The organism is Pararhodobacter zhoushanensis, from assembly GCF_025949695.1.
GTDB lineage: Bacteria > Pseudomonadota > Alphaproteobacteria > Rhodobacterales > Rhodobacteraceae > Pararhodobacter > Pararhodobacter zhoushanensis_A.
Genome location: NZ_JAPDFL010000001.1, coordinates 2185503 through 2208438, shown reverse-complemented (window position 1 = coordinate 2208438; position 22936 = coordinate 2185503). Strand labels below are relative to the sequence as shown.

Genomic DNA, 22936 nt, shown 5'->3' with positions numbered 1-22936 from the left:
GGCCTCGCGGCTATGTCAGCACCATGACCGAAGCACTCCACATCGTCGGCGGCGGAATGGCCGGATCCGAAGCCGCCTGGCAGGCCGCGCAAGCGGGCGTGCCCGTCGTTTTGCATGAAATGCGCCCCCATGTGGGCACCTTCGCCCACCAGACCGGCAACTTCGCCGAGATGGTCTGCTCGAACTCGTTCCGCTCGGACGATGACGAGCAGAACGCCGTCGGCCTGTTGCACTGGGAAATGCGCGCTGCGGGTGGCCTGATCATGGAGATGGCCGACCAACACGCCCTGCCCGCCGGTGGCGCACTGGCCGTTGACCGTGAAGCCTTTGCGCAAGCGGTGACCGAACGGTTGCTGGCGCACCCGCTGATCACCCCGCATGCGGGCGAAATCAATGCCTTGCCGGAATCGGGCCACTGGATCTTTGCCACCGGCCCGCTGACCTCGGACGCGCTGGCGCAAGCGATCTCGCGTCGAAACCGGCGCCGAAGCGCTGGCCTTTTTCGACGCCATCGCACCGATCGTGCATTACGAGAGCATTGATCTGGACATCGCCTGGCTGCAATCGCGCTATGACAAGGGCGAGACCGAGGAAGAACAGAAAGCCTATCTCAACTGCCCGATGACCAAGCCGCAATACGAGGCCTTCATCGACGCCCTGCTCGCTGCCGATAAAACCGAGTTCCATGAGGGCGAGACGGCCGGCTATTTCGACGGCTGCCTGCCGATCGAGGTCATGGCCGAACGCGGCCGCGAGACCCTGCGCCATGGCCCGATGAAGCCTGTTGGACTGACCAATTCGCACGACCCGCTGAACAAGCCCTATGCCGTGGTTCAACTGCGGCGCGATAACGCTTTGGGAACGCTGTATAATATTGTCGGCTTCCAGACCAAGATGAAGTACGGCGCGCAAACAGAGGTGTTCCGCATGATCCCCGGTCTGCAAGACGCCAGCTTTGCCCGGCTGGGTGGCATTCACCGCAACACCTTCATCAATTCGCCCACCCTGCTGGACGACCAGATGCGTCTGCGCTCGCGGCCCAATCTGCGCTTCGCCGGGCAGATCACCGGGGTTGAGGGCTATGTCGAATCGGCCTCGATGGGGTTGGTCGCCGGTCGCCTTGCGGCGGCTGAAATTCAGGGCCGGACACTGGCCGCTCCGCCCCGTGTTACGGCGATGGGGGCGTTGATCGCGCATATCACCGGCGATGCCGAGGCGAAGACCTTCCAGCCGATGAACGTGAATTTCGGTCTGTTCACGCCGATTGACGACATCCGCGGCGGCCGCCGGGGTCGCAAAGACCGCTACAAGGCCTATACCGACCGCGCGAAAGAGGCCTTCACGGCGTGGCTGGGCTGATCACCCGCTTTGCACCGTCGCCCACCGGGCCGCTGCATCTGGGCCATGCCTTTTCCGCTTTGACGGCGTTTGACAGGGCCCGCGCCGATGGCGGGCACTGTCTGCTCAGGATTGAAGACATCGACACCGCGCGGTGCAAAGCGGGTTTTGAGCAGGCTATTTATGATGATCTCCACTGGCTTGGGATCGAGTGGCCGCAACCCGTCCTGCATCAGTCCCGGCGCGGCGCTGCCTATGCGGCCGCCCTCGCGCGGCTCGAGTCCCTCGGCGTCACCTATCGCTGCACCTGTACGCGCGGGGATATCCGCGCTGCCTTGTCTGCCCCGCAGGAAGGCGTGCCTTTTGTCGGTCCGGATGGCCCGGTATACCCGGGCACATGCCGCGACGCTGATCGTCACGCCCCCGATGCAGCGATCCGTCTGAACATGGCACGGGCCATCGCGCGGCTCCGCGACCTCGCGTTCGACGAGTTGGGGCCACTCCACACAGGGCCGCATCGCTTTGATCCTGAGGCGCTGATCGCTGAAGTTGGCGACATTGTCCTCGCGCGCCGCGACATCGGCACATCCTATCACCTGGCCGTCACCGTCGATGATGCGGCGCAGGGTGTCACCTTGGTGACGCGTGGCGACGACCTTTTCGATGCGACGGCCCTTCACGTCGTGTTGCAGCGCCTTCTGGACCTGCCAACGCCCGCCTACCATCACCATCGCCTGATCCGCGACGCCGCTGGAAAACGGCTGGCCAAGCGCGACGACTCGCGGGCGCTTGGACTTTATCGCGCCGAGGGCGCAACACCGGACGACATCCGCGCCCTCGTCGGACTGGCGCGGCGGGGTTAGGCCGCGGAAAGCGCGACCTGCACCATCCGCGAACCGCTTCACCCTGTGCAAACACGGTTCTGGCAGCCCATTTGCCGCCAGACCTTGCCCGTGTCAGGCCTCAGGCTGCATCAATTCGATTTCATCGTCGTCGCGCACGGCTGTGTAAAAACATGTCCGCCGGTTGGTGTGGCACGCAGGCCCGGTCTGCTCAACCAACACAAGCAGGCAGTCGCGGTCGCAATCCACCCGGAAATCGACCAGCCGCTGCACGTGACCAGAACTTTCACCTTTGACCCAAAATGCCTGCCGGGACCGCGACCAATAGGTCACCTTCCGCGTCGACACTGTGCGCGCAACCGCCTCGGCATTCATCCAGGCCACCATGAGAACCTCGCCCGAGGCATGGTCTTGGGCGACGACGGGAAGGAGGCCCTTATCGTCGTAGTGCAGGGATTGCGGATCGAAGGCCATGGCTTATATCCTTTCGCGAAGAGGAGCCTTGAAGTGTCCGAAACCTCCGATCTGATCAAGCTGTATTCGACGCGAATTCTCGCGCTTGCTGCCGATATCCCGCATCTGGGCCGGCTTGAAGCACCGCACGCCAGCGTCAAAAAGCGCTCGCCGCTTTGCGGATCGACAGTAACCGTCGACCTGGATGTGACCGACGGGCGCGTCTCGCGCTTCGCGCAAGAGGTCAAGGCCTGTGCCCTTGGTCAGGCCTCGGCCGCCGTGTTGGGCGCCGCGGTGATCGGCCGCAGCGCAGAAGAGTTGGAGACCGCCGCGTGCGACCTCGAAGCAATGCTCAAGTCCGACGGCCCCGTTCCAAAGGCGCCGTTTGATGGATACGAGACCCTGTTGCCCGCGCGCGACTTCAAAAATCGCCATGCCTCTATCCTGTTGGCGGTGCAAGCCACCGCCGAAGCTGCCCGCCAAGCCTCATCCTGATCTGAGTCGCCTTAAGAAAACGTAAAAAAAACCGCCGCACAACTGTGCGGCGGCAAGTGGCGTGTCTGGTTGGGTCAGAGTGCCGGGACAGGTGGCACTGCTCCAGACCGCAAGGCAGTGGCAAGAACTCAGGCAATCAGCGGCATATAGAGCGCAGCGGTCAGCAAGACGAACAGCGCGATGGCCCCCACCGCGTCGGTGAGCATGGCAACCCGTTCATCACGCGGGTCATGGAGCTGGCGAAGGATGCGGCGCATGGCGTATCTCCTGTTCTGTTAACGCTTTGTTCTCACTTTTGCGCGATAAAAGCAAGAACTAAATGTGAACAAAAAGGGATCACCCGACTTGCATCAACCGAATCGCCTTTTCCTGTTCCATCAGCCACAGCAGAACGCGCGCCGCTTTGCCGCGGGGCGATTGCAATGTCGGGTCGTCATGCAAGAGTTTGCGCGCATCCGTCTGCGCGATCTGCATCAAAGGCGCCTGGCGTTCGAGATCGGCCATACGGAACCGTGGCAGCCCCGATTGCGCTGTACCAATCACGTCACCGGCCCCCCGAATCGCAAGATCTTCATCGCTGATCTTGAAGCCGTCTTCGGTGTCACGCATCAGTTTCAGGCGCCGCGCCGCCGTCTCACCGAGCGGCGGATCGTAGAGCAACAGGCAGGTCGATGCCCCCGACCCGCGCCCGACACGCCCGCGCAACTGGTGCAACTGGGCAAGGCCGAAGCTCTCCGCCCGCTCAATCACCATGATTGTCGCGGCGGGCACATTTACGCCGACCTCGATCACCGTCGCCGCGACCAGAACCCGCGACTCGCCCGCGACAAAGCGCGCCATCGCCGCGTCCTTCTCAGCAGGCGGGAGCTGGCCGTGGATCAACCCTACGGTCTCGCCAAGCTGCGCGCGCAATTGCTCGAACCGCGCTTGCGCGGCGGTCAGATTAACGGATTCACTCTCTTCGACCAAAGGACAGACCCAATAGGCCTGCTTGCCCTCAGACACGGCCCGACGCAGGTGGCCAACCACTTCAGCCAGCCGTTCAGTCGATGCCAGCGAGGTCACAATGGGCAGCCGTCCCGGCGGTTTTTCATCCAACAGCGAGAGATCCATATCGCCATATTGCGCCAGCGCGAGCGAACGAGGGATCGGTGTTGCCGTCATCACCAGAATATCGACCGCTGCGCCCTTCTCCCCCAACGCCATCCGTTGCGCGACACCGAAACGATGCTGTTCGTCGATCACGGCCAGTCGCAGGTCATGAAAGGTAACATCCCGCTGGAAGAGCGCGTGCGTGCCGATCAGAACATCGATCTGGCCGCCAGCCAAGGCGCCCAGTTTGCGCGCCCGCTCACGCCCCTTGTCGCGGCCCGTCAGCAGGTCGACCCGCACGCCAGCCGCAGCGGCAAGGGGGGCAAGCGCCTCGACATGCTGCCGCGCCAGAATTTCGGTCGGCGCCATCAAGGCTCCTTGCCCGCCAGCCTCGACCGCCGTGAGCAAGGCAGCCATGGCAACCAGCGTCTTGCCCGCGCCGACATCGCCTTGCAGCAAACGGTTCATGCGCTGAGGGGTTGCCATGTCCGCCGTGATCTCGGCAATCGCACGGCGCTGCGCGGACGTCGGCTCATAGGGCAGCGATGCCATGACACGGTTAACCAGATGACCATCCCCTTGGGTCACCGCACCGTCTGCGCGGCGGCGCGTTGCGCGCGCAATGGCCAGCGTCAACTGGTGCGCAAAGAGCTCATCATAGGCCAACCGTTGCCGCGGCGCGGCGCTGGGGGCGAGGTCAGCCCCGGACCCGGGTGCATGCGCGGCCTGCAGCGCATTGCGCCAGTCTTGCCATCCCATCCGCGCCTTCAGAGCGGGATCTATCCATTCCGACAGCGCCGGAACCCGCGCCAATGCGCTCGCCATCGCCTTGGACATCAGCCGCTGCGTAACGCCGGCGGTCAGGGGATAGACCGGCTCCCAGTCGGGAAGCGCGTCAGCCTCATCAAGGCGCAACACATGGTCAGGATGAGACATTTGATAGACGCCATCAAATGTCTCGACCCGGCCCGAAAGGATCCTGCGCTGCCCCGTCGGCAGCAGGTTTTGCAGATAGTCGCCCTTGCCGTGGAAGTAGACCAGCTGGAACTCTTGCAGCGCGTCCTGCACGATGATCCGGTAGGGTCGTCCCCGCTGGCGTGGCGGAAGATGATTGCCGATCTCGACCTCGACGGTGGCAACCTCAGGCGGCTCAACGTCACGCACGCTGTTGCGCAAGCGACGATCAATGCCGGAATGCGGCAAAACGAACAACAGGTCGCGCGGCGTCTCAACTGACAGCCCTTTGAAAAGGCGCGCTGTTTTTGGACCTATCCCGTCAAGCCCTTCCAGATCGCCGAAAAGCGGAAACAGGTTTTCCGGCCGTCCGGTCATCCGCCGATCAGCGCAAGCCAGGCGTCCTCATCGATAACGGTAACTCCCAGTGCCTCGGCCTTGGCGGCTTTGGACCCGGCGCCTTCGCCTGCGACCAGGATATCTGTCTTTGCCGACACCGAGCCGGCAACCTTGGCCCCGAACGCCTCCGCCCGGGCCTTGGCCTCGGCCCGCGTCATGCGGGTGAGCGTGCCGGTAAAGACAACGGTCTTGCCGGCGACCGGGCTTTGGGTCGCACGGGCTTGCGGAGGTTGAATTTCGGTTAACTCTGCGATCAGGCGGTCGATTGATCGACGTTCGCCGGGTTGGCTGAGTGTGGTCACAAGTGACACGGCCAAGACCGAGCCCACCCCTTCAATCCCGATGAGGTCATCCCAGGCATTGCGGGCCCCGTCGGGCAAAGGCGGGTCATCCCAGATCGCGTCGCGCGTTTTCTTCAGCTCGGCGCGTCGCCCTTCATCAGCAGCACGTGCGCGTTCAGCCAGTTCGGCGCTATCCGCCGCGACCGCGCGCACGGCAGCCGGTGAGGCACGGTCGACCGTGGCAATCAGCGCATCCCAACTGCCGAAATGCCGGGCCAGATCGGCAGCGGCAACCTCGCCCAGATGGCGAATACCAAGACCAAAGAGCAAACGGGCCAGCGGAATACGGCGACGCTCTTCGATTGCGGCGAAAAGCTTGGTTGCCGAGCGTTCACCGAACCCGTCGCGGTTTTTCAGCTTGCCGAGATTGCTGCTATCCCGGCGGGCAAGCGTGAAAATCTCCGCAGGTTCCCGTATCGACAGCACGTCATCGGCAAAGAACATCTCGATCTGTTTGGCACCCAGTCCGTCGATATCAAACGCGTTGCGACTAACGAAATGCTTCAATTTTTCAACGGCTTGCGCGGGGCAAATCAGCCCACCCGTGCAGCGATGCGTGGAATCTCCCGGTTCGCGGACGGCAGCTGAGCCGCATTGCGGGCATGTCGTCTCGAACACATAAGGTGTTGAATCGACTGGCCGGCGCGTAAGATCGACATCGGCGATCTTGGGAATGACGTCGCCTGCGCGATACACCTGCACCCAGTCACCGACGCGAATATCGCGACCGCCGCGGATCGGTTCGCCCTGCGAGATCGCGCCCGGCGATGTAGTCTTCATTGTGCAGCGTGGCATTAGACACCAGAACGCCGCCAACATTGACGGGCGCAAGGCGCGCGACGGGGCTGAGCGCACCGGTGCGCCCGACCTGGATGTCGATCGCTTCGAGACGGGTCCAGGCGGTTTCGGCGGCAAACTTGTGGGCGATGGCCCAGCGCGGCGTGGTCGCGCGGAACCCAAGACGCGCTTGCAAGGCAAGGTCGTTAACCTTGTAGACGACGCCGTCGATGTCATAGCCCAAATCAGGCCGATCACTTTCAATTCGACGGTAGTGCGCCAGCAGATCGGCCGGGCTTTGGCAGAGCCGGGTCAGGGGATTGACGCTGAAACCCAGCGACGCGAGGCGTTCAAGGGCGTCGAACTGCGTTGCGGCCAGAGCTTCGGACACAGCACCCCAGGCATAGGCAAAAAAGCTTAGCGGACGGGCGCGGGTGATTTCGGCATCGAGCTGGCGAAGCGATCCGGCAGCCGCATTGCGTGGATTGGCAAAGGTTCTGGGGCCGTTTGCGTTGAGGTCAGCGAATGCGGCGTGGGTCATGTAGACTTCGCCGCGCACCTCGAGCACGTCGGGCGCTCCGGTCAGTTGTTGGGGAATTTGCGCGATGGTTCGGGCGTTAGCGGTCACATCCTCACCCGTCTCGCCGTCGCCACGGGTCGCTGCGTAAACCAACACGCCGGCCTCGTAGCGCAACGACAGGGACAGACCGTCGATCTTTGGCTCTGCAGTATAGGTCAGCGGCGCGTCGCCGGACAGGCCGAGATACCGGCGAATACGGGCATCGAAATCGGTGATATCGGAGTCGTCAAAGGCGTTACCCAAGGACAACATGCGGATTTCATGCCTGATCTTGCCAAAGCCTTCCGCCGGGGCGGCCCCGACGGTATCGGACGGACTGTCATTGCGCTTCAACGCTGGAAAGCGGGCCTCGATCGCCCTGTTTCGGCGCTTGAGGGCGTCATACTCGGCGTCGGTAATTTCTGGCGCATCGTTCTGGTGATACGCCCGATCCGCCCCCGCTATGGCGTTGGCCAGGCGGTCAAGTTCGGCCTTGGCGTCCGCCTCGGTCAGATCCTCAACTGGACGCTCTTGCGGCATGGCCCCCTCCTGTCTGGTCTCCCTGTGATAGGGGGGCGGCGGGAGATTTTCCAGCGCCTAAGCGCAGGCCGCGTGCCGGCACATTACGCGCTTACGGCGCGGGGCGTCCTTTCGCTTTTCTGAACCGGATCGCGCAACACATAGCCACGGCCCCAGACGGTTTCGATATGGTTGTCACCGCCGGTTGCTTCGGTCAACTTCTTGCGCAGCTTGCAGATGAAAACGTCGATGATCTTCAACTCAGGCTCATCCATGCCCCCATAGAGATGGTTAAGGAACATCTCTTTGGTCAGCGTCGTGCCTTTGCGCAGGCTCAGAAGCTCCAGCATCTGGTATTCCTTGCCGGTCAGATGCACCGCCGTTCCCTCAACATCGACCGTTTTCGCATCAAGGTTCACAGAAATCCGCCCGGTGTGGATAATCGCCTGGGCGTGACCCTGACTGCGGCGGATGATTGCGTGAATGCGGGCGACAAGCTCATCGCGATGGAAAGGCTTCGTCATGAAGTCATCAGCGCCGTGGCCGAAGCCCTTGAGCTTGGTATCCGTGCTGTCCTCACCGGTCAGAATCAGGATCGGCGTGTTGATCCGCGCCAGCCGGATTTGCCGCAAGACATCGAGCCCGGCCATGTCCGGCAGGTTCAGATCCAGCAGAATCAAGTCGTAGTCATAGAGTTTGCCAAGCTCGACCGCCTCTTCACCAAGGTCCGTGCAATAGACGTTGAAGTTGGCATGAGACAGCATCAGTTCGATGCTACGGGACGTCGCCGGATCATCTTCAACAAGCAGGACACGCATGGTTCAGCACTCCGCATTTACCTATTAATCGGTAAACCATGCCAAACAATCGTTAACGCACGGTTACTGGTTGCTTTAGGAAAGCAGATACCATCTAAAGTTGTCTATACTTTTGTATCGCCGTGACCTTCAGCCCGTCCACGCCATGCGTCGCGATGGCGCTGACCCAGGTGTCAAACTCTTCCTCGGACAGGCCATAGCGTTCAATTGCCTCGCCCCGCTGAATCAACCCATGGGCGACTGCCCTGACCACAATCGCCTTCCGGCTGGCCACCCAACGCCGTGTTGCAGGCGGCGGAAGATCCGCCCGGCTGAGAATAGTGCCATCCGGCAAAGTCACCGCACGCAGACCGTCAATCCGTTTCAGATACATTGGCTTTCACCCCTTTCCTTCATCCCGCTGCCGAGCGTGGCGCGTCAGGCTTAAGGAGCCGTTGAGGCGAATGGGCCACAGGGGTTGAGAGTGTCGCGCATTTTACTATATGTCGCGCAATCCTTGTTAACCCTTGCACAATGAAACGAGACCAAGATGGCTCGCGATATGGACGTGAACTCGCTGGGCTTTGCCAAACCGCCGTCGGAAACGCGGGTGGTTGTCGCCATGTCAGGTGGCGTCGACAGTTCGGTGGTGGCCGCCGAACTGAAGATGCAGGGCTACGACGTGATCGGTGTGACGCTGCAACTGTATGACCACGGCGCGGCGCTGGCCAAGGCCGGCGCCTGCTGCGCCGGGCGGGACATTCATGACGCGCGCCGCGTGGCCGAAATGCTCGATTTTCCGCATTATGTGTTGGACTATGAGAACACTTTCCGCGAAGCGGTGATGGAAGAATTCGCCGATGCCTATCTGGCCGGCGCGACGCCGGTTCCGTGTATCCGATGCAATGAGCGCGTCAAATTCAAGGACTTGCTGGGTACGGCGCGCGATCTTGACGCCGATTGCATGGCCACAGGGCACTATATCCAACGCCATCAGGGTCCCTTGCAGGCCGAACTGCACATGGCAGCCGATGCCGCGCGCGACCAGTCGTATTTCCTGTTCTCGACAACGCAAGAGCAGCTGGATTACCTGCGTTTCCCGCTGGGTCATCTGGCGTCAAAGGCCGAAACGCGCGCGCTGGCGGCCAAATACGGGCTGGCGGTTGCCGACAAGCCGGACAGCCAGGACATCTGTTTTGTGCCCAACGGCAACTACGCGGCGGTCATCGAGAAGCTGCGCCCCGGCGCGGCCGACCCCGGTGAGATCGTCGATCTGGAGGGCCGCGTGTTGGGAACCCATCGCGGTGTGATCCACTACACAATCGGTCAGCGTCGGGGCCTTGGCATCGGCGGACTGGCCGATCCGCTCTATGTCGTGGCGCTGAAAGCGGACAGCCGGCAGGTTGTTGTCGGCCCGAAAGAGGCGCTGGCGACTCAGTCGGTTCCGGTCCGCGAGATCAACTGGCTGGGCGACACCCCGTTCGAGAGCCGGGCAGAATGGCCGATGCGGGTGCGCATCCGATCGACCAAACCGCCCGCGGAAGCGATGCTGCGACCGACCGGGCCAACTACCGCTATGGTTGAGTTGCTGACGCCTGAGGATGGTGTCAGCCCGGGGCAAGCCTGCGTGTTCTATGCCCCCGATGGCAGCCGGGTCTTCGGCGGTGGATGGATCTGGCGCGGGTATTAATTTTTTCCCACCGGCATAAAAAACCGTTCCAGTCCTAAACCCGTACACAGCATCTGGAATTAGTTCATTAACTAATCTTGCATTGTAAGATTAATCCGCTTTTTCCGGTTAACCTGACAGGGACAGTGATTCGGAGCCAAACGGCATTACGGTCAGTCTGACGCAGCCTGTTCGGCGGGCGAGTATCAATATTTAACCTGTTAATCTCGATCACGGCAGGCCCGGGAGTTTACGCCACTGCTGCGACGACGTCTCAAAAGCGGACCGACGGTAACTTATCTGCCGTGTATGACGCTTAAGACGGACCGCGCGGCACGCAGACCCGGGGCTGCGCCACCGCGACCAAGGCGCGCCATGGTCAGCGCCATCGCGGCCACTTGCGCATCGCGCGCTGGCCCGGGGTTAAGCAGGGCCTGAACGGCAGGCGCAATGCGGGCAGGATCGCAGCGCGGGCCGATGAATTCGGGCACAGCGCGGGTGTCGCTGACCAGATTAACCAATGTGACCGTGTCGATCCTGAGCATCCGCGCAATGATCGCCTGACTGAGCGCATTCATCCGGTAAGCGATCACCATCGGCGTGCCTGCCGCTGCCAGTTCCAGCGACACCGTGCCAGACGCCGCCAAAGCGGCATCGGCGGCACGGAACGCTGCCCGCTTGGTCGCGGGCGGCGTGCTGGCAGCGTCCAGCACCAGCGGGTCGCCGGGCCAATCGGCGACCAGCGCGCGCACCTGATCGGCACGGGCGGCGACACTGGGGATGACAACGCGCAGACCGGGCTGATGCACCTGTTTGAGCGTCGTCCCAAAGAGCGGACCGAGACGCTCGACCTCGCCCTTGCGCGAGCCGGGCAGCACAAGCAGCAGCGGCGCAGTGGCGGCGATGCCGTGGGTGGTGCGGAAGGTGGCAGCCTCGGCTTCGGTCGCCACGGGTTCGGTGGTGACGGGGTGGCCGGTGAAGTCGCAGCTCATCCCGGCGGCCTGCATATAGGGCGGCTCGAACGGCAGAAGTGCCAGCACATGATCCACCCAGCGCGCCATTTTCGTCGCGCGTTTGGGCCGCCACGCCCAGACCGAGGGGGCCACATAGTGGATGGTCTTGAGCGCGGGATTCAGCGGCTTGGCGATGGCAAGCACACGCAGGCAGAAATCAGGGCTGTCGATGGTGATCACGGCATCGGGGGCCTGATCGGCAATGGCTTGCGCGGTCTCTTTGATCCGGCGTTTGAGCGGGAAGTACTTCGGCAGCACCTCGGCCAGCCCCATGACCGACAGCTCTTCCATCGGGAACAGGCTGCTCAGCCCCTGCGCCTGCATCAGCGGCCCGCCGACGCCCGCAAGGGTGAGGTCGGGCACCAGCTGACGCAGCCCGGCAATCAAGGCAGCACCAAGGGCATCGCCAGAAGGCTCACCTGCGATGACGAACAGCTTCATGGCGCGGCCCAGATGGCGATCTGCGCGGCCTCGGCGGCGGCCAGCACGGCAGGGCGGTCCAGAACGACAACCCGCCCGGCCTGCAAGGCGATGGCTGTCAGGCCAGCCGCCTGCGCTGCGGCGATGGTGTCGGGGCCAATGGCGGGCAGATCGGCGCGCAGATCCTGCCCCAGCTTGGCGCGTTTGACGAAAACGCCCCCGTGCTGCGGCGTACGCTCGGCGCGGTGGCGCGCAACATCGCCGAGCATGGCGTCGGTGCCATAAAGGGCTTCGATGGCCAGACAAAGCCCGTCGGCCACGACGCAGCCCTGCCCCACATCCTGGGGCGCCAGCGCGTCGAGAATGGCGTGGCCGCGCGCGGCGTCACGGCGTTCACTGTCCGAGGGGCCCCGTCGGGTGAGCCCCCTTCAGCGGCGAGCAAGGATGGTGCGAGATCGGCCAAGCCCTTCACCTGCAGATCGTACTCTTCGATCAGCGCGATGATCCAGCGCAGTGCGCTATCATCGCCCCCCTTCATCGCGGCCAGCATGTGCGGGACCAGCATCGCCGTCTCGCGGTCGAACAGCGCGGGGTCCAGGCGGGGGCGGTGGATGGCGCCCACCAGCGCGACGCTGTCGATCCCCTGATCGCCGAGCGCGCGCAGAAAGGGCGAGAGACGTTCAAAATTGAAGACCATATCGACGGCCAGTCCCTGCGGCTGCACCCCGGCGGGGGCGCAGATCAGGGGGGCGTCAAGCAAGGCCGCCAGTTCGGCAGGCAAGGCCCCTGCCCCGGCAATCAACGCGATGCGGCTCATTTCGGGGTCAGGAACGACCGGTCCGAGGCCGCGAGGATGAAGTCGGTGATCTCGCGCACATGGCTGCTTTCGGTCTCGTCAGCCAGACGGCGGGCACGGTCCATGAAGGTGCCGTCACCCTGCGCCAGCATCTGATACGCGGCGCGCAGGGCGGTGATCTCGGACCGCTCGACGCCCCGGCGTTTCAGGCCGACCAGGTTCAGCCCCTCCAGATCGCCGCGCGGCCCCTGCACCAGCCCGTGCGGCATCACGTCATTGGTCACCATGGTCACCGCGCCGATGATCGCGCCCTTGCCGATGCGCACCCATTGGTGAATGCCCGACAAGCCGCCGACGATCACGTCATCGCCCAGCACGCAATGCCCGGCGACGGCAACGTTGTTCACCAGAATCACGCGATCGCCGATCTGCGCGTCATGACCGACATGGGCGCCGGTCATGATCAGGCAATCATCGCCAACGCGCGTGATGCCGCCACCGCCCTCGGTGCCGGTGTTCAGCGTCGCACCCTCGCGGATGCGGGTGCGCTGGCCAATGACCAGCCGCGTGCGTTCGCCCTTGAACTTCAGGTCTTGCGGCGTTTCGCCGACAGAGGCGAAGGGATAGATCGTGCAGCCGTCGCCGATCTCGGTCCAGCCGGTGAGCACGGCGTGCGACTTCACCACTACACCCCGGCCCAGCGTGACTTCGGGGCCGATGACGGAAAACGGGCCGATCTGGCATTCAGGGCCGATCACCGCCCCGTCTTCGACGACGGCCGAAGGGTGGATCTGCGCTGTGGCGTCAATCGACATCGGTCAGCCCCGGGCCGACAGGTCGATCATCGCCATGAACTCGGCCTCGGCGGCCATTTCGCCGTTCACGGTGGCCGTGCCCTGGAATTTCCAGATCTTCGACGATCCGCGAAGAACCTTGACATGCAGGTCCACCACATCGCCCGGCACCACCTTGCGGCGGAATTTGGCCTTGTCGATGGACATGAAATAGACCAGCGGCTCTTTATCGACCAGATCCAGCGTCAGGCCGACCAGCACCGCCGAGGTCTGCGCCAGCGCTTCGATGATCATCACACCGGGCATGATCGGCGCGCCGGGGAAATGGCCCTGAAAATGCGGCTCGTTGAAGGTGACGTTCTTCACGCCGGTGGCTTCTTCACCGGTCTTGATGGCGCGCACCTTGTCGATCAGCAGGAATGGATAGCGATGCGGAATGATGCGCATGATCAGCGACAGATCGGCCTCGGTCGTGGTGGACCAGTCGCGGGCTTGGGCGGTATCGGGCATCGGGTGTCTCCGCTGGAAATCGGGGTGGGCGCGCGCGCCCGCTGCTCAAGACGTACCAACGAAACCCCGCGCCGACAAGGCGTTGGGGCATCGCTCAGGGCGCGGGCGCCGGAGCCGCGTCTTCGGGCGCCGGGGTGTCGCCTGCGTCAATCGACGAGGCATCAAGGCGGGCAATCGCCGCGTCGGTGATGTCCAGCCAGTCCGAACCAAGGATCACCGCGTCGGGCTTGAGCAGGCCAAGCACGCCCTGATCGTTCATCATTTCCACGAGCACCGGCAGCGCGGTGTCGAAAAACCGCTGCGCTTCGGTTTCCGAATGGCGGGTGAGCGCCTGACTGGCTTGCGCGCGTTCTTCGCGGATCTGTTCGACCCGTGTATCGAAAACATCGGCACGGGTGCGGAATTCCTCGGGTGTCAGCGTCGAGCGCGCCTCGGTCAGGGCGCTTTCCTCGGCGGCAAGCTGGTCGGCGATCTGCTGGTTCTCGGCCTCAAGCGCTTGCTCGGCACGGCGGATACCGGCAAGGATTTGCTGCCCCAGCCGCGAGCCGCGCAAAAGCCGGTCCTGATCGAGCACGCGAAACGGCACTGGTGAGATGCCGGTCACCGGATCGGGGGCCAGCGGCGGCGCGGACTGCGCCGATGCGAAGACGGGGGCGCCCAAGAGCACCCCCGCGATCAGGATCATCGACAAACGGTTCATCAGAACCGGGTGGCCAGCGACAGATCGAAGCGACGCGACCGGTCGTAGTCTTCTTCCATGAGCGGCACCGCGAAGTTGAAGCGCAGCGGCCCGAGGGGCGAACCCCAGAAGAGCGAGAAGCCGGCAGCGGCACGCAGGGCGCGGTCGCTATAGGCGCAATTGGTTTCGGCACCGGGCGTACAGGCCGCGGCATAAAGTTCATCCACGCCCCAGACCGAACCGACGTCCAGGAACAAGCCGCCATGCATGTTGTATTCCTGCGGCAGGCCCAGCGGGAACTCGGCCTCGAACCGGGCGACGGCGAAGAAGTTGCCACCCAAACCGTTGCGGGTGCCATTGGCGCTATAGGCCACCGGGCCCATGCCGTAGGAGTCAAAGCCACGGAACTGCTCGGAGGTCAGCACGAAGCGTTCATTGATCCGGCTGGCACCGGATTCGTGGAACACCGCACCCGCTTCGAACTCGGCGCGCAGGGTCACATCACCATTGGCGATGCGGCGCTCATAGCCGGTCATCAGGGTGCTGCGCAGCCAGCGACGATCGCCGCCCAAACCGGCGATATCCTGGCTGAAGCGGAACACGAAGCCCCGATCAGGATCGGTGCCGTTGCTGCGCGTGTCGAACGAATAGGTGTAGCCAACAGACGAGGTTATCGCACGCCCGGCATCGCGGCGGATCCGGGTTGCGACGGTATCGTCACTCGCCGGGGTCGGGATTGGGCCCACCGTGATCTCGTTCGACGACAGCGACATGCGCACGCCCAGACGGCCATACTCGCTGACCGGGAAGGTCAGAGACGGCGAGAACTGCACCACGCGGGTGCCGAACTGCGTGCTCGACCCGTTCGACGTCGCCGTGGACAGACCCAGGCTGAGCCCCAGCGCCAGATTGCGGCCCAGCAGCGCGGGCTCGGTCAGCGACATCGACAGGCTTTGCGCGTTCGACACGGTCGAGAACGTCAGGTTCAGCGATTGCCCACGGCCAAGGAAGTTGGTCTCGTTGTAGGTGATGTTGCCGCCGATGCCATCGCTGGCACCATAGCTCAGGCCAAAGCCCAGCGAGCCGGTGGTGGTTTCATCAACCCGCACATCGACCACGGCCTGCTCGGGGTTGGAACCCTGCGTCGGGTTGACCTGTACGTCCGAGAAATACCCCAGTGCCCGGATGCGTGCCGCGGCTTCGCGGATCTCGCGCGGGTTCAGCGGGTCGCCTTCAGCAACGTCGAACTGACGGCGGATCACGCGGTCCTGCGTGGTCACGTTGCCCTGAATGTCGATGCGTTCAATGAACACACGGTCGCCGCGAACCAGCGCCAATTCCACGTCGATGGTGCCGGTGCGCTCATTGCGGGTCAGGCGCGGTTCGGCGCGCACGAAGCGCTGGCCGGATTCGTAGCCCACCTCTTCCGCCTGCTGGATCATGTTCTCCAGAACGGTCGGGGTGAACAGCACGCCCGTGCGGTCGGTGAGACCGGCCTGATACGCTGCCGGATCAATGCCGCCGATTTCAGACACGACGCGGACGTTGCCGACCCGGTACTGCTGGCCCTCACGAATGGTGAAGGTGACATAAGCACCGTCGCGCTCACGCGCCAGTTCGGTAACACCCGACAAAACCTGCACGTCCAGATAGCCGCGCGACAGGTAGAAGTCCTGCAGCGACTGGCGGTCGCTGGCGACACGGGCTTCGTTGTAGTTGTCGGCGCGGAAGAAGGTCGACAGACGCCCGGCCTGAGCCGAGGCAACGGCGTTGCGCAGGCGGCGGGGGCTGAACGAGCGGTTACCGACGAAAGAGATGCGCTCGATCTCGACGACCGCGCCCTCTTCGATCTCGAACGCCAGATCGACACGCCCACCGGCGCGCTCGATCAGGCGCGGGGTCACCCGTGCCGACAGGCGGCCTGCGTCGGCATAAGCCTCGGCGATGGCATTGGCGTCGGCTTCGGCGGTGGCCGGCGAATAAACGCCGCCGGACCGCGAGGTCACCACAGGGCGCAGACGGTCATCGTCGAGGCGGCGGTTGCCTTCGAACGCGACCTGACCAATCAGCGGATATTCCTGAACGTTGATCACCAGCCGGTTGCCCGACGGAGTGAAATCAACCTGACGGAAGAACCCGGTCCCGGCGACGCGCTGGTAGGCCGCGTTCAGTTCCGAAGCACTCATGCTGCGGTTGCGAACGATTCTGGCGAAGGAGACGATGGTATCGTCATCGATCAGGGCGTTGCCATCGACCTGAATGGTCGAGAACTGATAGGTCTGCGCTCCGGCGCTGGTGCCAACACCAGCCGAAATCATTGAAGAAAATAGAAGAACTGCTGCAAGACCTCGCACCGGGCGAGTAGCCCGAGTGAGGGCGCGTGCAGAAATGTCCACGTGAGAAACGCGCATTTCCAAGCCCCGTTTATTACCGCACTTTGTTTTCCTCTTGCTAGCGACGCGAGGCTTGCTTGTCAAAGCGTTGCGTCACCCGAAGGGCAGTTTCGCAGCATATGGGGATTCAATGTACCGCTATCGTCGTTTCCATGCCGATGACGGCCGCAGGATTCGGCGCGCAAGGGGCAAGCCGACAAAAAATCCCGCTCGGCCAAAGGGCTGAGCGGGCGTGGATCCGGGTCAGAGAATCGGCTCAGAAGGTGAGCGGCTCGATCATCGGGGCGTTGAGAAGCAAGATCAGCTCGGCCAGTTCCGCGGCGAGCACCAAACCGGCGACGACAGCCAGCGAGAACCACAGCCGTTCGGATGAGAGCGCATACAGCGTGCGCAGGCCTTGCGCGGCAGGAAGAACAAGATGCATGGCAGCCTCCGATGTCTCAGGAACTGCCCATCTTCCGCTGAAAGATGGCGTAAATGCGGCGGCGCCGTGGCGCCGCCGCGACACCCTTAACAGAACAGATCGTTCCCCAGGGCAAACAGCATCATCGCCCCCAACAGGACCAGACCGAAGCTCATCAGATAGCCCATCACCCGCTCATTGGGCGGGCGGCCAACCAGCGCCTCGTAGGCGTGGAACACCAGATGCCCGCCGTCCAGAATCGGGATCGGGAACAGGTTGAGCAGGCCCACAGCGGTCGACAGCACCGCAATGAACCAGATGAAGCTGGCCGCACCATCAGACGCCATCTCACCCGAGGTGGTGGCGATGCCGACCGGCCCCGACAGATTGCAGGTACTGATCGCCCCGGTGATCATATGATACAGACCGGAAATCGAGTTCGTCACGATCTCGCCGATCTGCGCGACCGCCAGCGGCACGGCCTCGACCACACCGACCGAGCGGGTCGGATGCTCAAAGAACGTCCCGCTTTGCAGCCCGATCAACCAGCGGGTTTCAAAGCCGCCGTCGGGCAGCGGCAGGTCGGTGCGGCGCGGCGTCAGGCTGAGGTCAACCTCGCTGCCACTGCGCCAGACCTGCAACGCCACCGGCGCGCCCGCGCCATCAGACACCAGCGGCGGCAGTTGCGAAAACGCCCAGACCGGGGTTTCATTCACCGACAGCACCACATCGCCGGTCTGCATCGACGCATCGCGGGCCGCCGAGTTCAGCGCGATACCCGCCGCGCGGGCGGGGATCGGGTGCGGGCCTTGCACGGTCAGGGTCTGGCCGTCGCGCTCGACCGTGTAGGGCACGGATTCAGCCGGTGCGATCTCGCTTCCGACGCGGTAGAAATCGGTCAGTTCCGGGGTCGGCTGGCCGTCGATGGCGGTGATCAAGTCGCCTTCCTGCAGCTCGACCACACCCGGCATCGCGAACAGCGGGCCGACGCGCGGGGTTTTATCGGGCAGGCCCTGCACGGCCAGAAACGCGGTAAAGATCAGGATCGAGAAGATGAAGTTGAACGCCGGGCCCGCGAAAATCGTCGCCGCCCGCGCCCAGAGCGGTGCGCCATGCATGGTGCGCCGCCGTTCCTTGGCGTCGAGATGTGACATCACCTCATCATCGGCACCCGCCGATGCCGCGTTGGCGTCGCCCAGAAACTTGACGTAACCGCCAAAGGGCAGCGCCGCGACCTGCCATTGCGTGCCGCGCTTGTCGGTGCGGCTGAACAGCACCGGGCCAAAGCCCAGACTGAACACCTCGGCATGGATACCCGACCAGCGGCCGATGATGTAATGGCCGTATTCATGCACCGTGACGATGATCGACAGCGCCACGATGAAGGCGGCGAGCGTGAAGAAGAGGTTGCCGAATTCGGGCAGCAGACCCATGGGGGACTTCCTTTGTTACGCTGGCGCGGCCCGGTGACGGGCCTGCGCGGCCTCGCCTGCCAGGGCGCGCGCCTCGGTGTCGATGGCCAGAACCTCGGCCAAACTGCGCGGAGTTTGCGTGATATCCGCCCGCGCGGCGAAGGCACTGAGCGTGTCCTCGACCAGCGGGGCCATGTCGAGAAACCCGATCTTGCGGGCAATGAAATGATCGAGCGCGACTTCCTTGGCGGCGTTGAACACCGCCCCCGCCGCACCGCCGGTGCGCATGACCTGCCACGCCAGCGCCAGCGCCGGGTAGCGGGTCAGGTCCGGCTCGGCGAAATCGAGCCGCCCGGCTTGCGCAAGGTTCAGCCGCGCGACCGGCAACTCGCCGCGCTGCGGCCAGTTCAGTGCATAGCCGATCGGATGGCGCATGTCGGGCGCGCCCAGATGGCCCATCACCGCGCCGTCGCGGAAGGCGACAAGCGCGTGGACCAGCGATTGCGGATGGATCAGCACGGCGATCTGACCGGGGGCGAGGCCGAAGAACTCGTGCGCCTCGATCACCTCCATCGCCTTGTTGAACATGGACGCGCTGTCGATGGTGATGCGCTGGCCCATGTCCCAGTTGGGGTGTTTGCCCGCGTCGTCGGGCGTGGCCTGCGCAAGGCGTTCCATCGGCCAGTCGCGCAGCCCCCCGCCCGAGGCGGTCAGGGTGACGGTCTCGACGGCGGCGATATCCTCACCAGCCAGCGCCTGAAATACCGCCGAATGTTCGCTGTCCACCGGCAGAATCGTTGCGCCATGGCTGCGGGCTTCGGCCAGCAGCAGAGGACCGGCGGTGACCAGCGATTCCTTGTTGGCCAGCGCAACGGTGCGCCCCTGCGCCAGCGCGGCAAAGCCCGGTGCAAGCCCGGCAGCGCCGACAATGGCCGACATCATCCAGTCAGCCGGGCGATGCGCGGCCTCGACCACAGCCTGCGTTCCGGCAGCAACGCGGATGCCAGTGCCCGCAAGCGCCGCTTTGAGCGGCTCGTAACAGTCGTCAAAGGCGGTGACGGCCAATTCAGCCTTATGGGCAATGGCTTGGCTTGCCAGCAAGGCGACATTGCGCCCGCCGGTCAGCGCGACCACGGCAATGTCATCCCGTCGGCCCAGCAGGTCCAGCGTGCTGACCCCGACCGATCCCGTCGCGCCAAAGACCGAAACCTTGCGCATCAGCCCGGAAGTCCGGGCATGATCTGACCGCTGAACGCGCCCAGATAGGCCAGAACCAGCGCCACGGCCGCAACGGCGATCATCGCGTCAAAACGGTCGAGCACACCGCCATGGCCGGGGATCAGGGTCGAGGAATCCTTGACCTTCATGCGGCGCTTGATGGCGCTTTCGGCGATGTCGCCCAGTTGCCCGGTGAAGGCGAGCAGCGACGACAGCGCGATCACTTCGCCCGGCATCCCGCCCCAGGCGACAAACCCCGCGCCGACGACAGCAGCCAGCAGCCAGCCTGCCACGGTGCCCGACCATGTCTTCTTGGGGCTGACGCGCGGCCAGAATTTCGGCCCGCCGATCACCCGCCCGGCGAAATAGCCCGCCACGTCCGAGGCAATGACAATGCAGACCAGCCAGAGCACGAAGATCAGCCCATAGCCTTCGCGCAGCACGATCAGCCCATGCGCGGCCCAGAGGATCAGCGCGAAATACAGGCCAAAGATCACCCGGTCGCGCGGCATCTTCCACGCCATGGCCACGGCCCCCAAGGCCAGCCCGGCCAGTGCGAACCAACCGCCCTGCCAGACGGTGAAGACACCGACCAGAATCGCGGCAACCACACCGGTGGCCTCGGCGCGGCCTTCGGGCGCGTCGGGGACCATCATCTTGTGCAACTCCCAGCCCATCAGACCGGCCAGCACCACAGCCAGCACACCGAACGTATAGCCGCCCAGCCAGATCGCCGCGACACCGACCACGGCCATCACGATACCCGAGAGCACGCGTGCGCGCAGATCGCCAAAATTCGCCATTATTTAACCCCGCCGAAACGCCGGTCGCGGGTGCCAAAGCGACCGAGGATCTCGGCCATCACCTCAGGGGTGAAATCGGGCCACAGCACCGGGGTGAATTCATATTCCGAATACGCCGCCTGCCAGAGCAGGAAGTTGGACACCCGCGTCTCGCCCGAGGTGCGGATCACCAGATCCGGGTCGGGCAGATGCGCGGTGTCCAAAGCGCCGTCCAGCGCCGCCTCGTCGATCTGATCGGCGGTGATTTCACCCGCCGCCACGCGCAGCGCCAGCTTGCGGGCGGCGCGGATCAGCTCGTCCCGGCCACCATAGTTGATGGCAACGGTCACGGTCAGCCGGTCGTTCGCCATGGTCCGCTGCTCGATCCACCCCATCAGATCCTGCAGCTTTTTGTCCAGACGGCTGCGGTCGCCGATAAAGCACATGCGTACGTTTTCACGCGACAGCGCCTCGGCCTCGCGCTGGATGTAGCGCCCGAACAGCTTCATCAGGCCGAGCACTTCCTCGGTCGAGCGTTTCCAGTTCTCGGTCGAGAAGGCGTAGACGGTCAGATACCGGATGCCCAGATCAGGCGCGGCGCGCACGATCTCCTTGACGCGCTCACTTCCCTTGCGGTGGCCGACCAGACGCGGCCAGCCCTTGCTCGTCGCCCAGCGGCCATTACCATCCATAATGATGGCCACATGGCGAAGCGTGGCGGGCGCGTTAGACATGAGTACTCCGAACGTGAAACAGACGACACAGTAGCGCGACGGCCAGAAGTCGTCAGACCTGCATGATCTCTTCCTGCTTGGCCTCAAGCGCCTTGTCGACCAGCGAGATATGCGTATTGGTCAGCTCCTGCACCTCGGATTCCCAGAGCTTCTGGTCATCTTCGGACATGCCGGCGGCCTTGGCCTTCTTGATCTGGTCCATCCCGTCACGGCGCACGTTGCGCACGGCGACGCGGGCACTTTCGGCATAGTGACCGGCAACCTTGGTCAGCTCGCGGCGGCGTTCCTCGTTCAGCTCGGGGATCGGCAGCATGATGATCGTGCCGTTGAGCTGCGGGTTGATGCCCAGCCCGCTTTCGCGGATCGCCTTTTCAACCTTGTTCACCATCGCCTTGTCCCAGACGTTGATGGTGACCATGCGCGGCTCGGGCACGTTGACGGTGCCCAGCTGGTTGATCGGGGTCATCTGCCCATAGGCGTCGACCTGAATAGGCTCCAGCATCGAACCCGAGGCCCGCCCGGTGCGCAAACTGGCGAATTCAACCCGCAGAGAGGTAATCGCGCCGTCCATCCGGCGGCTGAGGTCGTCGATGTCGATGTCGATGTCGTCGGACATGCGCGCGGGTCTCCGTCAGATCTTAATTCTACTGCGGCAGGTTTTAGGCCGTCAGCCGGGATTTGTATAGTCGGCTGACGTGGAAATGACCGGCCAGCGCGCCCGCTTAGCCCTGCACGCGGGTATACGTCCCTTCGCCGTTCAGGATCGAGCGGAACCCGCCCGAAGCGTCCAGCGAGAAAACGATGATCGGCAGCTGGTTGTCGCGGGCCAGCGCGATCGCGGTGGCGTCCATCACGCCGAGATTCTTTTCCAGCGCCTCATCGTAGGACACCGTGTCATACCGCTTGGCATCAGCGAATTTGTTGGGGTCCTTGTCGTAAACGCCATCGACCTTGGTGCCCTTGAACACCCCTTCGCAGCCCATCTCGCTGGCGCGCAGGGTCGCGGCGGTGTCGGTGGTGAAATACGGGTTGCCGGTGCCTGCCGCAAAGATGCAGACGCGGCCCTTCTCAAGGTGGCGCACGGCGCGGCGGCGGATGTAGGGCTCGCAGACCTGATCCATCGGAATGGCGCTGATCACGCGGGTGAAGATGCCGATGCCTTCCAGCGCCGATTGCATGGCCAGCGCGTTCATCACGGTCGCCAGCATGCCCATATAGTCGGCCGTGGTGCGCTCCATCCCCTGCGCCGAGCCTGCCAGCCCGCGAAAGATGTTCCCGCCGCCGATGACCATGCAGATCTCGACCCCCATGTCGTGCACCGACTTCACCTCTTGCGCGATGCGCGCAACGGTGGGCGGATGCAGACCGTAGCCTTGATCGCCCATCAGGGCTTCACCCGAAATCTTCAACATAACGCGGCGATAAGACGGGGACTGGTCGATCATCGGAGCCTTTCCTTGCGGCGCGATGCGGGCCGGGTGCGGGTGGTGGCACGGGCGCTGGCAGCGGGCGGCAATCGGGGTGGTTTCATTCGGCGGCAAAATGTC

21 protein-coding genes and 3 pseudogenes are annotated in these 22936 nt (G+C 63.9%); 4 read left to right on the top strand and 20 right to left on the bottom strand.

Translation table 11 applies throughout. The features are described 5' to 3' along the window. The first annotated feature begins 23 nt into the window (after nucleotides 1-23). A pseudogene (gene trmFO / locus OKW52_RS11125) lies at nucleotides 24-1359 on the top strand (methylenetetrahydrofolate--tRNA-(uracil(54)-C(5))-methyltransferase (FADH(2)-oxidizing) TrmFO). Continuing rightward, the gene (gluQRS, locus tag OKW52_RS11120; RefSeq protein WP_264505763.1) at nucleotides 1347-2201 is read left to right on the top strand and encodes a tRNA glutamyl-Q(34) synthetase GluQRS; all 855 of its coding nucleotides are present in this window, start codon (nucleotides 1347-1349) and stop codon (nucleotides 2199-2201) included. Before trmFO ends, gluQRS begins: the two are co-directional and overlap by 13 nt. 93 nt (nucleotides 2202-2294) lie before the next feature. Here the strand turns inward: gluQRS and hisI are convergent, their stop codons facing one another. Continuing rightward, entirely contained in the window at nucleotides 2295-2654 is a 360-nt protein-coding gene (gene hisI, locus OKW52_RS11115) for a phosphoribosyl-AMP cyclohydrolase (protein ID WP_264505762.1), read from the bottom strand. 33 nt (nucleotides 2655-2687) lie between these two features. On the opposite strand from hisI, the gene OKW52_RS11110 reads away from it, so the two are divergent. Next, on the top strand, nucleotides 2688-3128 hold the full coding sequence (locus tag OKW52_RS11110) for an iron-sulfur cluster assembly scaffold protein (protein WP_264505761.1): 441 nt from the start codon (nucleotides 2688-2690) through the stop codon (nucleotides 3126-3128). A gap of 128 nt (nucleotides 3129-3256) precedes the next feature. Here the strand turns inward: OKW52_RS11110 and OKW52_RS11105 are convergent, their stop codons facing one another. From OKW52_RS11105 to sciP, 5 genes and pseudogenes are all read right to left on the bottom strand, one after another. Continuing rightward, a complete protein-coding gene (locus OKW52_RS11105; RefSeq protein WP_264505760.1) occupies nucleotides 3257-3385 on the bottom strand; it encodes a hypothetical protein in 129 nt (42 codons plus the stop codon). A 79-nt stretch (nucleotides 3386-3464) separates the two neighbouring features. Beyond that, nucleotides 3465-5552, bottom strand: coding sequence for an ATP-dependent DNA helicase RecG (recG, locus tag OKW52_RS11100; RefSeq protein WP_264505759.1), 2088 nt, complete (start codon nucleotides 5550-5552; stop codon nucleotides 3465-3467). Next, nucleotides 5549-7790 (bottom strand): annotated as a pseudogene (gene ligA, locus OKW52_RS11095) (NAD-dependent DNA ligase LigA). Before ligA ends, recG begins: the two are co-directional and overlap by 4 nt. Nucleotides 7791-7873: 83 nt before the next feature. Then, on the bottom strand, nucleotides 7874-8587 hold the full coding sequence (gene ctrA / locus OKW52_RS11090; protein WP_264505758.1) for a response regulator transcription factor CtrA: 714 nt from the start codon (nucleotides 8585-8587) through the stop codon (nucleotides 7874-7876). A gap of 94 nt (nucleotides 8588-8681) precedes the next feature. Next, nucleotides 8682-8960: a CtrA inhibitor SciP gene (gene sciP / locus OKW52_RS11085; RefSeq protein WP_127104201.1), complete on the bottom strand. Its 279-nt coding sequence runs from the start codon at nucleotides 8958-8960 to the stop codon at nucleotides 8682-8684. 156 nt (nucleotides 8961-9116) lie between these two features. Between sciP and mnmA the strand changes: the two genes are divergently transcribed. Further along, the gene (mnmA, locus tag OKW52_RS11080) at nucleotides 9117-10256 is read left to right on the top strand and encodes a tRNA 2-thiouridine(34) synthase MnmA (RefSeq protein WP_264505757.1); all 1140 of its coding nucleotides are present in this window, start codon (nucleotides 9117-9119) and stop codon (nucleotides 10254-10256) included. A 275-nt stretch (nucleotides 10257-10531) separates the two neighbouring features. Here mnmA and lpxB read toward each other — a convergent pair whose 3' ends face one another. The 14 genes and pseudogenes from lpxB to pyrH all read right to left on the bottom strand — a co-directional run bounded on the left by lpxB (nucleotide 10532) and on the right by pyrH (nucleotide 22834). After that, complete coding sequence (gene lpxB / locus OKW52_RS11075; RefSeq protein WP_264505756.1) at nucleotides 10532-11689, bottom strand: lipid-A-disaccharide synthase; 1158 nt, start codon at nucleotides 11687-11689, stop codon at nucleotides 10532-10534. Next, on the bottom strand, nucleotides 11686-12033 hold the full coding sequence (locus tag OKW52_RS11070; protein WP_264507694.1) for an LpxI family protein: 348 nt from the start codon (nucleotides 12031-12033) through the stop codon (nucleotides 11686-11688). Before OKW52_RS11070 ends, lpxB begins: the two co-directional genes overlap by 4 nt. Nucleotides 12034-12167: 134 nt before the next feature. Continuing rightward, nucleotides 12168-12485 (bottom strand): annotated as a pseudogene (locus OKW52_RS11065) (LpxI family protein); the annotation flags it as partial. Further along, the gene (gene lpxA, locus OKW52_RS11060; RefSeq protein ID WP_264505755.1) at nucleotides 12482-13279 is read right to left on the bottom strand and encodes an acyl-ACP--UDP-N-acetylglucosamine O-acyltransferase; all 798 of its coding nucleotides are present in this window, start codon (nucleotides 13277-13279) and stop codon (nucleotides 12482-12484) included. The gene lpxA and the pseudogene OKW52_RS11065, both read right to left, overlap by 4 nt. A 3-nt stretch (nucleotides 13280-13282) precedes the next feature. Continuing rightward, the gene (fabZ, locus tag OKW52_RS11055; protein WP_264505754.1) at nucleotides 13283-13768 is read right to left on the bottom strand and encodes a 3-hydroxyacyl-ACP dehydratase FabZ; all 486 of its coding nucleotides are present in this window, start codon (nucleotides 13766-13768) and stop codon (nucleotides 13283-13285) included. 94 nt (nucleotides 13769-13862) lie between these two features. Then, complete coding sequence (locus OKW52_RS11050) at nucleotides 13863-14453, bottom strand: OmpH family outer membrane protein (RefSeq protein WP_264505753.1); 591 nt, start codon at nucleotides 14451-14453, stop codon at nucleotides 13863-13865. Nucleotides 14454-14467: 14 nt separating this feature from the next. After that, complete coding sequence (gene bamA / locus OKW52_RS11045) at nucleotides 14468-16765, bottom strand: outer membrane protein assembly factor BamA (RefSeq protein WP_264505752.1); 2298 nt, start codon at nucleotides 16763-16765, stop codon at nucleotides 14468-14470. A gap of 331 nt (nucleotides 16766-17096) precedes the next feature. Beyond that, complete coding sequence (locus OKW52_RS11040) at nucleotides 17097-17264, bottom strand: hypothetical protein (protein ID WP_264505751.1); 168 nt, start codon at nucleotides 17262-17264, stop codon at nucleotides 17097-17099. An 86-nt stretch (nucleotides 17265-17350) separates the two neighbouring features. Continuing rightward, nucleotides 17351-18676, bottom strand: coding sequence for an RIP metalloprotease RseP (rseP, locus tag OKW52_RS11035; protein ID WP_264505750.1), 1326 nt, complete (start codon nucleotides 18674-18676; stop codon nucleotides 17351-17353). A gap of 15 nt (nucleotides 18677-18691) precedes the next feature. Then, nucleotides 18692-19873, bottom strand: coding sequence for a 1-deoxy-D-xylulose-5-phosphate reductoisomerase (dxr, locus tag OKW52_RS11030; protein WP_264505749.1), 1182 nt, complete (start codon nucleotides 19871-19873; stop codon nucleotides 18692-18694). Beyond that, a complete protein-coding gene (locus OKW52_RS11025; RefSeq protein ID WP_264505748.1) occupies nucleotides 19873-20676 on the bottom strand; it encodes a phosphatidate cytidylyltransferase in 804 nt (267 codons plus the stop codon). The genes dxr and OKW52_RS11025 overlap by 1 nt, the downstream gene beginning before the upstream one ends. Continuing rightward, a complete protein-coding gene (gene uppS, locus OKW52_RS11020; RefSeq protein ID WP_264505747.1) occupies nucleotides 20676-21389 on the bottom strand; it encodes a polyprenyl diphosphate synthase in 714 nt (237 codons plus the stop codon). The genes OKW52_RS11025 and uppS overlap by 1 nt, the downstream gene beginning before the upstream one ends. 52 nt (nucleotides 21390-21441) lie before the next feature. Beyond that, the gene (gene frr, locus OKW52_RS11015) at nucleotides 21442-22005 is read right to left on the bottom strand and encodes a ribosome recycling factor (RefSeq protein WP_264505746.1); all 564 of its coding nucleotides are present in this window, start codon (nucleotides 22003-22005) and stop codon (nucleotides 21442-21444) included. A gap of 106 nt (nucleotides 22006-22111) precedes the next feature. Next, on the bottom strand, nucleotides 22112-22834 hold the full coding sequence (gene pyrH / locus OKW52_RS11010; protein WP_264505745.1) for a UMP kinase: 723 nt from the start codon (nucleotides 22832-22834) through the stop codon (nucleotides 22112-22114). Nucleotides 22835-22936: the final 102 nt, after the last annotated feature.

Excerpts from the sequence above, each read along its gene's own strand:
- hisI (WP_264505762.1), bottom strand. The coding sequence starts at position 2,654 with ATGGCCTTCGATCCGCAATCCCTGCACTACGACGATAAGGGCCTCCTT.
- OKW52_RS11105 (WP_264505760.1), bottom strand. The coding sequence starts at position 3,385 with ATGCGCCGCATCCTTCGCCAGCTCCATGACCCGCGTGATGAACGGGTT.
- recG (WP_264505759.1), bottom strand. The coding sequence starts at position 5,552 with ATGACCGGACGGCCGGAAAACCTGTTTCCGCTTTTCGGCGATCTGGAA.
- ctrA (WP_264505758.1), bottom strand. The coding sequence starts at position 8,587 with ATGCGTGTCCTGCTTGTTGAAGATGATCCGGCGACGTCCCGTAGCATC.
- sciP (WP_127104201.1), bottom strand. The coding sequence starts at position 8,960 with ATGTATCTGAAACGGATTGACGGTCTGCGTGCGGTGACTTTGCCGGAT.
- mnmA (WP_264505757.1), top strand. The coding sequence starts at position 9,117 with ATGGCTCGCGATATGGACGTGAACTCGCTGGGCTTTGCCAAACCGCCG.
- lpxB (WP_264505756.1), bottom strand. The coding sequence starts at position 11,689 with ATGAAGCTGTTCGTCATCGCAGGTGAGCCTTCTGGCGATGCCCTTGGT.
- lpxA (WP_264505755.1), bottom strand. The coding sequence starts at position 13,279 with ATGTCGATTGACGCCACAGCGCAGATCCACCCTTCGGCCGTCGTCGAA.
- fabZ (WP_264505754.1), bottom strand. The coding sequence starts at position 13,768 with ATGCCCGATACCGCCCAAGCCCGCGACTGGTCCACCACGACCGAGGCC.
- OKW52_RS11050 (WP_264505753.1), bottom strand. The coding sequence starts at position 14,453 with ATGATCCTGATCGCGGGGGTGCTCTTGGGCGCCCCCGTCTTCGCATCG.
- bamA (WP_264505752.1), bottom strand. The coding sequence starts at position 16,765 with ATGATTTCGGCTGGTGTTGGCACCAGCGCCGGAGCGCAGACCTATCAG.
- OKW52_RS11040 (WP_264505751.1), bottom strand. The coding sequence starts at position 17,264 with ATGCATCTTGTTCTTCCTGCCGCGCAAGGCCTGCGCACGCTGTATGCG.
- rseP (WP_264505750.1), bottom strand. The coding sequence starts at position 18,676 with ATGGGTCTGCTGCCCGAATTCGGCAACCTCTTCTTCACGCTCGCCGCC.
- dxr (WP_264505749.1), bottom strand. The coding sequence starts at position 19,873 with ATGCGCAAGGTTTCGGTCTTTGGCGCGACGGGATCGGTCGGGGTCAGC.
- OKW52_RS11025 (WP_264505748.1), bottom strand. The coding sequence starts at position 20,676 with ATGGCGAATTTTGGCGATCTGCGCGCACGCGTGCTCTCGGGTATCGTG.
- uppS (WP_264505747.1), bottom strand. The coding sequence starts at position 21,389 with ATGTCTAACGCGCCCGCCACGCTTCGCCATGTGGCCATCATTATGGAT.
- frr (WP_264505746.1), bottom strand. The coding sequence starts at position 22,005 with ATGTCCGACGACATCGACATCGACATCGACGACCTCAGCCGCCGGATG.
- pyrH (WP_264505745.1), bottom strand. The coding sequence starts at position 22,834 with ATGATCGACCAGTCCCCGTCTTATCGCCGCGTTATGTTGAAGATTTCG.